We start from the raw sequence: 12,322 nt of genomic DNA on the forward strand, positions 1-12,322 counted from the left end.
GTGAAACCCGCGCGGATGCTGTCGGAGTTCCCTGCCCCATCGTTCCGTGGCGCACAGGAGCAGGCACTCGAAGATATCCGCGACGCCTTCGACGCCGGCAACGATGTCGTCCTCGTGCGTGCCCCCACCGGCTCCGGCAAGTCACTGCTCGCGCGCGCCATCGCCGGCTGTGCGACGACGCCCGGCGAGACCGACCACATCGAGTCGTTCGGGGCCTACTACACCACGCCGCAGGTCTCCCAACTCGACGACGTTGCGAGCGACGACCTGCTCGACGACTTCTCTATCATCCGCGGCAAGGGGAACTACGACTGCATCCTCCCCGGCGAGACAGACACTCCCGTCACCGAAGCGCCGTGTGCCCGCGAGACCGGCTTCGACTGTCCCGTGAAACACCGGTGTCCGTACTTCTCGGACCGCGCTATCGCCTCGAACCGCAACATCGCCGCGATGACGCTCGCGTACTTCATGCAGACGGCCGGCTCGGACGTGTTCGGCAAGCGCGACGTGGTCGTCATCGACGAGGCCCACGGGCTCGCGGAGTGGGCCGAGATGTACGCGACCATCGACCTCTCGCCCCACCGGGTCCCGGTCTGGGACAGCTGTGAACCCCCTGCCGTCGACGGGCTGACCGACGTGGAAGGATACGCCGAACGACTCCTCCGGGTCTGCGGTCGCCGACAGGAGGAGCTGCGCGCTGAAACCGAGCTCACCCGCCGGGAGGTGGCAGAACGCGACCGCCTCTCCGAGCTCGTCCGCGAGCTCCAGTGGTTCATCGAGGACGCGAGCGACCCCGAGTCCCTGACGACGTGGGTTATCGACCAGCCCGACGGGGCCGGCTCCGCCATCACGGTGAAGCCGATGGACCCCGCCCGCTATCTCCACCACACCGTCTGGGACCGGGGCAACAAGTTCGCGCTCTTATCGGCGACGATTCTCAACAAGGAGGCGTTCTGTGCGAGCGCGGGACTCGCCCCCGACAACGTCGCGCTCGTCGACGTGCCCCACACCTTCCCGCTGGAGCATCGCCCGCTGTACGACGTGACCTGCGGGAAGATGACCTACGACCACCGCGACGAGACGCTGCCCGAAATCGCCCGCACCATCGTCCGCCTGATGCAACGACACCCCGGCGAGAAGGGGTTAATCCACGCCCACAGCTACGCCATCGCCGACGAACTGGTCACGCTGCTCGACGAGATGGGCGTCGGCAGCCGCGTCCGCACCCACGACGCCGACAGCCGCGACCAAGCGCTCCTCGGCTGGAAGAGCGAGGACTCCAACGCCGTCTTCGTCTCGGTGAAGATGGAAGAGGCGCTGGATTTGAACGGGGATCTCTGTCGGTGGCAGGTGGTGTGTAAGGCTCCGTATCCGAACACGCGCGATTCGCGGGTAGCGCGGCGACTGGAGGACGACCAGTGGGCGTGGTACTTCCGGACGGCGCTCCGGACGGTAATTCAGGCGGCCGGCCGGGTCGTGCGCGCCCCCGACGACTACGGCGCGACGTATCTGGTCGACTCCTCGCTGCTCGACGTGTTCGACCGCGCTCGCGCAGACACGCCCGCGTGGTTCCGCGAGCAGGTCGACGCGATGGAGCGACCGCACTTGCCGGCGTTCGACCCCGGCGCGGCCAACGCCGGCGCGACCCCGACGCGCAACTACGGCTCCGGAGAGACGAACGAGTCCGACGACACCACACGGTCGCAGTCGCTGTCCGACCACCCGCTCGGTGACGTGTGGGGGACCGACTAGAAAACCGAGACGGCAGCTGCCGCGACCGAGGAGCCACCCATCAACAGCACCATGACGATGGCGATGATCTGGCTTCTGTCCATACACGACGAGACGCAGCGAGCCGAATAGATGTATCGGCTCCGTCGGACGCGGAGTTTAAACGCGAGAACGGCCCAGGTCGGGTATGAGCGATGCTCGCCAGTTTTGTCCCCGGTGTGGCGACCCGGTGGCCCGCCCCGACGACGCCGACCTCCCGGGCGGTGCCCGCGACTCCGACGCCCTCCTCTGTGACGACTGTTACTTCGAGGACTTCGAGTTGGTCGACGCTCCCGAACGCATCGAGGTGTTGGTTTGTTCACAGTGTGGCGCGGTCCAGCGAGGCAACCGCTGGGTGGACGTCGACGCCGACGACTACACCGACATCGCAATCGACGAGACCGCCGAGTCGCTTGGCGTCCATGTCGACGCTCGCGAGGTGACGTGGGGCGTCGAGCCCGAACAGGTCGACCAGAACACCATCCGGATGCACGCCACCTTCACCGGCTTCATCCGCGACACGCCACTGCAGGAAGAGGTAACCGTCCCCGTCTACATCGCCCGCGGGACCTGTGACCGCTGTGGGCGCATCGCCGGCGACTACTGGAACGCCCTCGTCCAGGTCCGGGGCACGAACCGGACCCCTACGACTGGGGAGATGGACCGCGCCGAGACCATCGCCCGCGAGTACATCGCCGAGCGGGAGGCGACGGGCGACCGCAACGCATTCATCACGAGCGCGAAGCGGGGCGACAGCGGGCTGAACATCAAAATCTCGGCCAACCAGATGGGCGAAGCAATCGCCCACCGCATCGTCCGTGAGTTCGGCGGCTCCGTGTCGGCCGCAGAAACTCTCACTACCGAGGACGGCGACGGCAACGAACTCTACCGGGTGACGTTCGTCGCCCGTCTCCCCGAGTTCACCCCCGGCGACGTGGTCGACTTCGATGACGGCGACGGCCCCGTACTCGTGACGAGCGCCCACGGAAATCTGAAGGGCGTCCGCGTCGAGACGGGCGAGCGCTACGAGGCGAGCCACGAGGAGGGTATCGCGCCCGACGGCCGCAAGCTCGGTGACCGCGCCGACGTCGAGGAGACGACCCTCGTCGCGGTGGAGGACGACCGCGCCGTCCAGGTGCTTGACCCCGAGACGTTCGAGTCGAAGACCGTCCCGCGGCCCGACTACATGGACACCGACGCGACCGAGGTGCCGGTGCTCCGGTCGCGGGCCGGGCTACACGTCCTGCCCGAGGAAGGAGCCGATGTCTGAACTGGCGGTCGTCGTCGCCCGCGAGCAGACCGAGTCGGTGCTCGATTCGCTCGCCGCCGCCGGACTCTACGACGACACGCGCTCGATTCAGCCGCACGGCGAGGGAGTCGCAATCCCAGTCACCGACGCCCCCGACGGCCACGAGACGGTCCGCGTGGACCTGCCGGCGCGCAACCGCGACCTCCGCGAGCTGCTCGCTAATCGTGGCTGGAGCGACGCCGACCTCGACCGCCTGCCGACCTCGTGGGCAGTCGTCGGCTCCTGTCTGCTCGTGCAGGGCGACGACTTCCCCGACCCGGCCGCCGTCGGCGACGCGCTCCTCGAACTCCACGGCGAGGCCGACACCGTCCTCGTCTCACACGGTATCGCGGGCAACCGGCGCGAACCCGACGTGGAGGTCATCGCCGGGACGGGCGACACCGAAGTCATCCACACCGAACACGGCACGAAGTACGCGCTCGACCTCACGCGGGTGATGTTCTCGCCCGGAAATCAGGCCGAGCGCGCCCGGATGGGTGAGGTCGTCGCCGCGGACGAACGCGTCTTCGATATGTTCGCCGGCATCGGCTACTTCACGCTCCCGATGGCCCGCGCCGGCGCGGACGTGACGGCCGCCGAAATCAACCCCGAAGCGTACCGGTATCTCGTGGAGAACGCCGTCCTCAACGGCGTCCAAGACAAGCTTTCGGCGTTTCGCGCCGACTGCCGGGACGTGGACGTTCTCGCCGACCGCGTCGTGATGGGCTACTACGACGCGCCCGACTACCTCGACACCGCGCTCGCCGCCCTCGATTCGGGCGTCGTCCACCTCCACGCGACCGCCCCGACGGACGACCCGTGGACGGAGCCGGTCGCCGCGCTCGAAGCCGCCGCAGGCGAGCGTCTCGTCGAGATACTCGACCGCCGGGTCGTCAAGAGTCACGCACCGGGCGTTGACCACGTTGTCGTCGACGCACGAATCGGGGAATCGGCCCGACGTCGAAGCGTTTAATCGCTGACCGCGAGTCGTTGTAGGCGAGCATGACCAAGGTCAGCATCATCGGTGCTGCGGGAACGGTCGGTGCCGCCGCCGGCTACAACATCGCACTGCGCGACATCGCGGACGAACTCGTCTTCGTCGACATCCCCGACATGGAGGAGAAGACCGTCGGGCAGGCGGCCGACACCAACCACGGCATCGCCTACGACTCCAACACCGTGGTCCGGCAGGGCGATTACTCGGCCACCGAGGGGTCGGACGTGGTCGTCATCACGGCCGGTATCCCGCGCAAGGAGGGCCAGACCCGCATCGACCTCGCGGGCGACAACGCGCCCATCATGGAGGACATCGGCTCGTCCATCGCGGAGTACAACGACGACTTCGTGTCGATTACCACCTCGAACCCGGTGGACCTGCTGAACCGCCACCTCTACGAGACGGGCGACCGCGACCGCCACAAGGTCATCGGCTTCGGCGGCCGCCTCGACTCAGCGCGGTTCCGCTACGTCCTCGCGGACCGCTTCGACGTCCCGGTCAAGAACGTCGAGGCGACGATTCTCGGTGAGCACGGCGACGCACAGGTCCCCGCCTTCTCGAAGGTTCGCGTCGACGGCCGCGACCCCGAGTTCGAGGGCGAGAAAGAGGAAATCCTCTCGGACCTTCAGGAGTCCGCGATGGACGTGATTTCACGGAAGGGTGCGACCCAGTGGGGGCCGGCGACTGGCGTGGCCCACATGGTCGAGGCCGTGTTGAACGACACCGGCGCAGTTCTGCCGGGGTCGCTCGCGCTCGACGGCGAGTACGGATACGAGGACACCGCCTTCGGCGTCCCGGTCAAACTCGGCGCTGACGGCATCGAGGAGGTCGTCGAGTGGGACCTCGACGAGTACGAGCAGAAGCTGATGGACGAGGCTGCCGAGAAGCTCTCCGACCAGTACGACAAAATCGCCTAACTCCAACGGTTGCTTCGACGGTCGTTCGGGTTTACTCGTCGCGGTCGTCCTCTTGGACGCTCGCGCCGACGAAGCCGGCCCACTCCTCGACGTGCCGGTTACGGTCTTCTGACTGTGACATATCCGCATATCCCACAGCATGGCATATAACGATTGTGCCGGTCAGACCACCCGCTCGTCGCCGTCGTAGATTCTGATGGCGTCGACCGGACACGACCGCGCGGCGAACTTCGCGTCCAACTCCGCCTCGCTCGGGAGCTCCTGCACTCGCACGTCTGCCCCCCAGTCGGCGTCGCTCGCCTCGCCGTCCGTCAGAACGGCCTTGCCGGCGTCGTTGTCCTCGACGAGCCCGTCCCACTCGGCGGTACACTGGAACATCCCGATACAGGTGTCGCGGTCGTACTCGATGCGCATACGCTTCGTGCGCGCGTGAGGACAAAGAGTATAGCGGCGGCGGGGCTCGTCGTGACAGGGGAGATGGTTTAAACCGAATCACGCGCTAGCGAGCACAATGGAAGTGTCCGACGTACCCGCGGTGCCGGAGTGGCTCCCCGGCCATCTCGACGCCGATGGGGTCGAGTCGCTGTATCCGCCACAGGCGGCGGCCGTCGAGGCCGGCGTCACGGAAGGCGAGTCGCTCGTCGCCTCGATTCCGACCGCCTCGGGGAAGACGCTCATCGCCACGCTCGCCATGCTCTCTGCGGTCAAGCGAGGCGGCAAGGCGCTGTACATCGTCCCCCTCCGCGCGCTCGCCTCCGAGAAGAAAGCAGAGTTCGAGCAGTTCGAACAGTACGGCGTCGACGTGGGCGTCTCCACGGGCAACTACGACTCCGACGGTGAGTGGCTCGCGAAGAAAGATATCATCGTCGCCACCTCCGAGAAGGTGGACTCGCTCGTGCGCAACGGCGCGCCGTGGCTCGCCCAACTCGACTGCGTGGTCTCCGACGAGGTCCACCTCGTCGACGACCCGACACGCGGGCCGACCCTCGAAGTCACCCTCGCGAAACTCCGCTCGCGAAATCCGGGTCTCCAGATTGTCGCGCTGTCCGCGACCATCGGGAACGCCGGCGAACTCGCCGACTGGCTCGATGCCGAACTCGTCGACTCCTCGTGGAGACCTATCGACCTCCGGAAGGGCGTCCACTTCGGGCAGGCGCTCCACTTCGACGACGGGACACAGGAGCAGCTCAGCGTCCAAGGCAACGAGAAGCCGACCGCCGCAATCGTCCGCGACACGCTTCGGGATACGGTTGAGGACGGCGAGACGGTCGAGGAGGGTGGCTCGACGCTCGTCTTCGTCAACTCCCGCCGGAACGCCGAGGCCGCGGCGCGGCGACTCGCCAACGTCGTGAGCCCGGAACTCGACGGCGACGAACTCGCCGCGCTGGCCGACGTGGCCGACGAGATTCGAGACGTGAGCGACACCGAGACGAGCGACGACCTCGCGGACGCGGTCGAGAAGGGGGCGGCCTTCCACCACGCCGGTCTCTCGCCGGGCCACCGCGAACTCGTGGAGGCTGCCTTCCGCGACCGACTCGTCAAGTGCGTCTGTGCGACCCCGACGCTCGCGGCCGGCGTCAACACCCCGTCGCGGCGTGTCGTCGTGCGCGACTGGCGGCGCTACTCCGGAGACGCCGGCGGGATGCAGCCGCTGTCGGTGCTGGAAGTCCACCAGATGATGGGCCGTGCCGGTCGACCGGGGATGGACCCCTACGGCGAGGCGCTGTTGCTCGCGAGCAGCCACGACGAACTCGACGAGCTGTTCGAGCGGTACGTGTGGGCCGACCCCGACCCGGTACAGTCGAAGCTGGCCGCCGAGCCGGCGATGCGAACTCACCTGCTCGCAACCGTCGCCTCCGGGTTCGCCGACTCGCGGGAGACGCTGTTGTCGTTCCTCGACGGGACGCTCTATGCGGCCCAGACCGACGAGCAGGGCCGACTCGAACGGGTCACCGACGACATGCTCGCGTATCTCGAACGCAACGACTTCATCGAGCGGACTCGGGAGGGCGATGCCGAACGACTGACGGCGACGAATCTGGGCCACACCGTCTCCCGGCTGTATCTCGACCCGATGAGCGCGGCGACCATCATCGACGGAATCGCCGACGCCGACGACCCCTCCGCGCTCGGTCTCTACCATCTCGTCTCGCGCACGCCGGACATGTACCAGCTGTATCTCCGGTCGGGCGAGCGCGAGCAGTACACGCAGATCGCGTACGACCACGAGACCGAACTGCTCGGGGCACAGCCCTCGGAGTTCGAGGAGTCGCGCTTCGAGGACTGGCTCGCCGCGCTCAAGACGGCGAGGCTGCTCGACGACTGGGCAAGCGAGACCGACGAGGACCGCATCACCGACCGCTACGGCGTCGGTCCTGGCGACATCCGCGGCAAGGTCGACACCGCCGAGTGGCTGCTGGGCGCGGCGGAGTCGCTGGCCGGCGAGCGCGGCTTCGGCAACGTGCAGGCGATTCGCGAAGCGAAAAAACGGGTCCAGTACGGGGTCCGCGAGGAGCTCATCGACCTCGCGGACGTGCGCAACGTCGGGCGAAAGCGCGCGCGGAGACTCTACGAGGCCGGTATCGAGGACCGCGACCAACTCCGGAACGCGGACAAGTCGGTCGTGCTCGCCGCGCTCCGTGGACGTGAACGCACCGCAGAGACGGTGCTCGAACACGCCGGCCACCCGAATCCGGAGATGGCCGGCGTGACCCCCGACCCAGACGCCGAACCGGTGGCTGCGACCGACGCGAGCAATTCGGGCGAGTCGGCCGACGAGAACGACCAGTCGAGTCTCGGTGACTTCTGATGGAACTGGTCGAGGGCGTCGCGACGGTCGGAGGAGAGCGGTTTCCGGACACGGACGCGTTCGTCGACCGACTCACGGATATCGGTGTGGAGTACGGGGTAACGGTCCAGGCGTTCGACGCCCGCTACATCGTCGGCGAACGGCACCTCGCGCGCGCGATGAGACTCGCAGACCGCGAACGCGACCGCGGCGACGCCATCGCTCGGAACCGCGCCGTCGAGATTCTGCTGTACGCGGCGGGTCGCCGCCAGATTCGCCGGGCACTCGACCTCGGCGTGAGCGAGGGCGAGACGCCCGCCGTCGTCCTCGTCGCGAGCGAGGGAGCGACCGGCAACGAGCCGGGGGCCAGTGAGGCGGTCACGCGACTGCTCGACGCTCAGCCGACGCTCGGCGACTACGACCCCGAACGGGTGCGAGCGTTCTTCGATATCGGAGCGGCAGAAGCAGAAGCGACGGACGCGACGCTTGCCGATCTCGTGTTAGAGCGGATCGCGCTGCTCGTCATCGAGTGATAGCCTCGATCGTTTAATTCTCCGGACAGCGAGCGTAGGTGTGGTGATTGCAAACGGGTGACACCCCCTCGGAGGAGCCGGAACACCGCCAGCACGAGCGCGCACAACAGGTCGGACAGATACTCGAAGCGACGGAGGCGGCGACGGCCGAACGGGCGTACCCGGCGAGCAGCGACGAGCTCGTCGCTGAGCACCGAGCGACGGAGTTCGACCTCGCAAACGAGACGGAGACGCTAGAGGACGCGTTCGACCGATTGGCCGACGAGTTTGCGTCGCCGGCAGAGGCGCGCGAGGCGCTCACCGCGGAGATAACGCGGGACGAACGGTTCGACGAGACGTCTACCGACGAGCCGGCTCAACAGTAGTCGGCGAGCGCAGGTGTGTCGTCGGTCGGCATCGAGAGCCACGCGTCGTCGCGGGACACGTCCGCAATGAGGTACGTGTCGCCGTCGACGGCAGCCATTACTTCGCCGTGTGCACCTGCACTCCCGGCAACCGCTGAGTCCGGAACCATGCTTGTTAGTAGTTAACACGAGTATATAAACTTGACGAAATGGGGGACGGTGGCACGCACCGGTGTTTTGTTCGATTCGAGAATACCTCGCGCGGAGGCTGGAATACCGGTGGATATCGGTGGGAACTGTGGACGCTCGGCGAGTCATTCTCGGCTCTGTGTCACAGAGTCGCACAATCGGGCGTGAGCGCACCAAACCGGGTGCAGCGTTGCTGTCGATGCTGTTGTCGGGAATATAGGCGTATGTACGTCACTTGCTGGCATTGCGGTAAGTTTAACCACATCCAATATGTACAATCGTTCGAAATGGCTGAAGACAGTGAATTCAAGCGCCGCCGGTTCCTGCAAGCGACCGGTGCTGCCGCCCTGACTGCAAGTGTTGCTGGTTGTTCGAGTGACGGTGGAGACGCCACGGCCACTGACTCCGGCGACGGCGGAGACGGTAGCGACGGCGGAGACGGTGGCGACGACGGAACGGCCACTCCCGAGTCCTTCGACGGCCTCGACGCCTACCCGTACTCGGCCAACGAGACCGATGTCCAGAGCGCAATCGAGGTAATGGAGGAGGCCGGCTACGGTCCCGACAACACCTTCGAGCTCGACTGGCTCCAGTACACGAGCCCGACCTGGCTGGAGATGGCGAACACCATCCGTTCGCGCCTCCAGCAGGCCCACATCGAGATGAACATCAGCGAGGCGTCCTTCTCGGAGCTGCTCAGCACGACCGAGCAGGGCGACCACGAGGCGTACACGCTCGGCTGGATTGCCGACTACCCGGCACCGCAGAACTTCCTCCAGCTCATCAACCCACAGAACACCGTGTACGACGCCGAGGGGACGACCCCGAACGGCGCACGCCTGTTCTGGTCCGAGGACGCGATGGTGGACTCGAGCGTCACCCAGTACATGGAGGACGGGTACTCCATGATTACGAGCAACCCGGGCACCTCCGACGAGGCACAGCAGGCCCGCGACGACGCCGTCCCAATGATGGAGGAGGCCCTCTGGGAGTCGGCCGCCCTCATCCCGCTGTACAGCAGCGTCACCGAGTCGATGTGGTACGACTACGTCGACTTCAACCCGGCGGGCGGCATGGGTCCGTCCCGCGCCAAGACGAACAACTCCGTCAACGCCATCGAGGGCCGCGACCGACTCAGCGGCACGTCGGCTACCCTCAGCACGCTCGACCCCGTCGCTTCCGGTGACACGGCGAGCGGTGCCAAGATCATGAACATGTTCGATGCACCGCTCAACTACTTCAACGGCGAGGCGCAGGTCAGCAACCTCCTTGTTGAAGATTACGAGCTGAGCGACGACCTCACCACGTACACGTTCACGCTGAAGGAAGGTGTGCAGTTCCACGAGGACTACGGCGAAGTCACGGCCGCGGACATGGTCTACTCGCTCCGTCGTCTCGCAGAGTCGTCCAACTCCTCGAACAGCTCCTTCCTCACCGGCGACCTCAACGTCGTCCGAGAGGAGAACGACAACGGCGAAGTCGTGCCGGAGTCGATGGCCATCGAGCAGACCGGCGACTACGAGTTCACGATGGAACTCGAAGAGCCGTTCGCGTTCGCGCTCGAAATCATGGCCTACTCGGCCTTCTCCGCCGTTCCGGAGGGTATCGTGGGCGACATCGAGGGCTACGAGGGCGAGATGGGATACGAAGAGTTCTCGCTCAACAACCCGATCGGCAGCGGTCCGTTCCAGTTCGTCGAGTGGAACTCGGGCAACGGTGGCAACTTCACCTACGACACCTTCGACGACTACCACGGCGAGCCGGCCTCCTTCGACGGTATCGACCTCCAGATCCTGACGGACACGAACGCCATCTTCAACCGCTTCATCAACGGGAACGCGGACACCGGTGGCGTCCCGACCTCCCAGTACGACCCCGATCTCGTCTCCATCGAGGAGACGCAGGGCGCACAGGAGCTCGGTACCTACGGTCCCGTCGAGGAGAACGACGTCACCTACCAGTACGCCCGCACGCCGACCATCAACACCTTCTACGTCGGCTTCAACCTCGAGGAGGTTCCCCAGCCGGTTCGTGAGGCGATGGCGTACGTCATCAACCGCGAGCAGTTCGTGCAAGAGGTCTTCCTCTCGCGCGGTTCCCCGTCTTACCACCTCACCCCGGCTCCGATTTACCCGGGCGGTGGCGAGACGTACCGCAGCCACTGGCAGGGTAACTAAACTCACCCTGTCCCCGTAGTATCGACATATTCAACCATTCGGAATACTCATCCACTCGCAAGCATTGCGTCTAACAGTCACACGATAACCACTCTCCAGATATGATACGAAACGAACGACACGCGTCTCCCGCAGGTCCCCGCGCTTCGCGTATACCGGTGGCGAGACATGTAGACCGGTCCCCCAACCAGACGGGCGGTGACACGACAGCATGAACAAGCTGGTGTATCTCGGGAAGCGAATCGCGCTCGCGATACCCGTCGTCCTGTTCGGGCTCACGATGGCGTTTCTCATTCTGTACGCCGGGCCTCTCGACCCGGTGTACAGTATCCTCGGCCGAAAGGCGAGTGAGGCAGACATCCAGCGATTGCTCGTCGACCTCGGTTATCGGTATCCTAACGGGCAGGAAGTGCCGCTGTGGGACCAGTACCGCATGGTGATGACCGACCTGTTCACGCTCAACTTCGGACAGTCGTGGGTCGTCCAGCGCGGTCGACCGATCATCGACCTCATCGGTGCACGCATGTCGGCGACTATCTGGCTCGGCTGGTGGTCGGTGGTTATCGCACTGTTCGTGGGGATTCCGGTCGGGCTGTTTGCCGGGCTCCGCGCGAACACGTTCAGCGATTACTTCGCGTCTGCCGGCGGAATTCTCTGGCGTGCGATGCCGAACTTCTGGCTCGCCGTCATCCTCTCCGGCCTGCTGTCTGCGGGTGGTGCGCTTTCATTCTACCGTGATTGGGGTGCCGACTATGGGCTCGCGACGAAGGTCGTCGGGACGCCACCGGAGGTGAACAACCTCTTCAACGTCATTCCATTATTCGACGGGATTCCCGTACTTGAGATGCTGTTCCTTCCGATTCCGGAACTGCAGAACATGGCCGTCGCGTTCAAGTGGATTCTCCCTGGCGCGCTCGTGTTGGGGTCGGCGTCGATGGGGAACGAGGTCCGTATCGCTCGGACCGCCGTTCTGGAAAGTATCAACTCGAAGTACGTCGAGACCGCACGCGCGAAGGGCGTCTCCGCACGCCGTATCGTGTTCAAGCACGTCGGCCGCAACGCGCTGATTCCGCTGTTGCCGATTATCATGGGCGAGTTCTACCTGCTCATCGGCGGGTCCGTTCTCGTCGAGGCTATCTTCGGTATCAATGGACTGGGGAGTCTCTATCTCAGAGCCATCTTCCAGACGGATATCCCCGTCATCATGACGCTCACGTTCATCTTCACCATCATCCTCGTGGTGTTCAACATCACGCAGGACCTGCTGTACACAATCGTCGACCCGCGTATCTCGCTCGACGACGTCGAGGGGTAACATA

11 protein-coding genes are annotated in these 12,322 nt (G+C 65.5%); 9 read left to right on the forward strand and 2 right to left on the reverse strand.

Annotation, left to right across the window (positions count from 1 at the left end; all coding sequences use genetic code 11):
- The 4 genes from DMP03_RS08315 to mdh all read left to right on the forward strand — a co-directional run bounded on the left by DMP03_RS08315 (position 1) and on the right by mdh (position 4,972).
- Positions 1-1,752 (forward strand): helicase C-terminal domain-containing protein, encoded by a 1,752-nt coding sequence (locus DMP03_RS08315; protein ID WP_152120236.1) that lies wholly within the window; start codon positions 1-3, stop codon positions 1,750-1,752.
- Between the two features lie 166 nt (positions 1,753-1,918).
- Complete coding sequence (locus tag DMP03_RS08320; protein WP_152120237.1) at positions 1,919-3,040, forward strand: 60S ribosomal export protein NMD3; 1,122 nt, start codon at positions 1,919-1,921, stop codon at positions 3,038-3,040.
- Positions 3,033-4,031 carry a class I SAM-dependent methyltransferase gene (locus tag DMP03_RS08325; protein WP_152120238.1) on the forward strand — a complete coding sequence of 333 codons (999 nt, stop codon included), beginning with the start codon at positions 3,033-3,035 and terminating at the stop codon, positions 4,029-4,031. The genes DMP03_RS08320 and DMP03_RS08325 overlap by 8 nt, the downstream gene beginning before the upstream one ends.
- A 29-nt stretch (positions 4,032-4,060) precedes the next feature.
- The gene (gene mdh, locus DMP03_RS08330) at positions 4,061-4,972 is read left to right on the forward strand and encodes a malate dehydrogenase (RefSeq protein ID WP_152120239.1); all 912 of its coding nucleotides are present in this window, start codon (positions 4,061-4,063) and stop codon (positions 4,970-4,972) included.
- A gap of 162 nt (positions 4,973-5,134) precedes the next feature.
- Here the strand turns inward: mdh and DMP03_RS08335 are convergent, their stop codons facing one another.
- A complete protein-coding gene (locus tag DMP03_RS08335) occupies positions 5,135-5,386 on the reverse strand; it encodes a ferredoxin (protein WP_152120240.1) in 252 nt (83 codons plus the stop codon).
- Between the two features lie 97 nt (positions 5,387-5,483).
- On the opposite strand from DMP03_RS08335, the gene DMP03_RS08340 reads away from it, so the two are divergent.
- Genes DMP03_RS08340 through DMP03_RS08350 form a run of 3 tightly spaced genes read left to right on the forward strand, consistent with a single transcriptional unit; the run spans position 5,484 to position 8,658 of the window.
- A complete protein-coding gene (locus tag DMP03_RS08340; RefSeq protein WP_152120241.1) occupies positions 5,484-7,781 on the forward strand; it encodes an ATP-dependent DNA helicase in 2,298 nt (765 codons plus the stop codon).
- A complete protein-coding gene (gene cgi121, locus DMP03_RS08345) occupies positions 7,781-8,293 on the forward strand; it encodes a KEOPS complex subunit Cgi121 (protein ID WP_152120242.1) in 513 nt (170 codons plus the stop codon). Before DMP03_RS08340 ends, cgi121 begins: the two co-directional genes overlap by 1 nt.
- 47 nt (positions 8,294-8,340) lie before the next feature.
- Positions 8,341-8,658, forward strand: coding sequence for a DUF5789 family protein (locus DMP03_RS08350; protein WP_152120243.1), 318 nt, complete (start codon positions 8,341-8,343; stop codon positions 8,656-8,658).
- Here DMP03_RS08350 and DMP03_RS14305 read toward each other — a convergent pair.
- Positions 8,649-8,807 (reverse strand): DUF7556 family protein, encoded by a 159-nt coding sequence (locus tag DMP03_RS14305; protein ID WP_172967112.1) that lies wholly within the window; start codon positions 8,805-8,807, stop codon positions 8,649-8,651. The two genes, DMP03_RS08350 and DMP03_RS14305, sit on opposite strands and share 10 nt — an antisense overlap.
- A 306-nt stretch (positions 8,808-9,113) precedes the next feature.
- On the opposite strand from DMP03_RS14305, the gene DMP03_RS08355 reads away from it, so the two are divergent.
- Complete coding sequence (locus tag DMP03_RS08355) at positions 9,114-11,003, forward strand: ABC transporter substrate-binding protein (protein ID WP_152120244.1); 1,890 nt, start codon at positions 9,114-9,116, stop codon at positions 11,001-11,003.
- 211 nt (positions 11,004-11,214) lie between these two features.
- The gene (locus DMP03_RS08360) at positions 11,215-12,318 is read left to right on the forward strand and encodes an ABC transporter permease (RefSeq protein ID WP_152120245.1); all 1,104 of its coding nucleotides are present in this window, start codon (positions 11,215-11,217) and stop codon (positions 12,316-12,318) included.
- Positions 12,319-12,322: the final 4 nt, after the last annotated feature.

It is taken from the genome of Halosegnis rubeus (assembly GCF_009184545.1).
Taxonomy (GTDB): Archaea; Halobacteriota; Halobacteria; order Halobacteriales; family Haloarculaceae; genus Halosegnis; species Halosegnis rubeus.

Excerpts from the sequence above, each read along its gene's own strand:
- mdh (WP_152120239.1), top strand. The coding sequence starts at position 4,061 with ATGACCAAGGTCAGCATCATCGGTGCTGCGGGAACGGTCGGTGCCGCC.
- DMP03_RS08325 (WP_152120238.1), top strand. The coding sequence starts at position 3,033 with ATGTCTGAACTGGCGGTCGTCGTCGCCCGCGAGCAGACCGAGTCGGTG.
- DMP03_RS08360 (WP_152120245.1), top strand. The coding sequence starts at position 11,215 with ATGAACAAGCTGGTGTATCTCGGGAAGCGAATCGCGCTCGCGATACCC.
- cgi121 (WP_152120242.1), top strand. The coding sequence starts at position 7,781 with ATGGAACTGGTCGAGGGCGTCGCGACGGTCGGAGGAGAGCGGTTTCCG.
- DMP03_RS08355 (WP_152120244.1), top strand. The coding sequence starts at position 9,114 with ATGGCTGAAGACAGTGAATTCAAGCGCCGCCGGTTCCTGCAAGCGACC.
- DMP03_RS14305 (WP_172967112.1), bottom strand. The coding sequence starts at position 8,807 with ATGGTTCCGGACTCAGCGGTTGCCGGGAGTGCAGGTGCACACGGCGAA.
- DMP03_RS08335 (WP_152120240.1), bottom strand. The coding sequence starts at position 5,386 with ATGCGCATCGAGTACGACCGCGACACCTGTATCGGGATGTTCCAGTGT.
- DMP03_RS08340 (WP_152120241.1), top strand. The coding sequence starts at position 5,484 with ATGGAAGTGTCCGACGTACCCGCGGTGCCGGAGTGGCTCCCCGGCCAT.
- DMP03_RS08320 (WP_152120237.1), top strand. The coding sequence starts at position 1,919 with ATGAGCGATGCTCGCCAGTTTTGTCCCCGGTGTGGCGACCCGGTGGCC.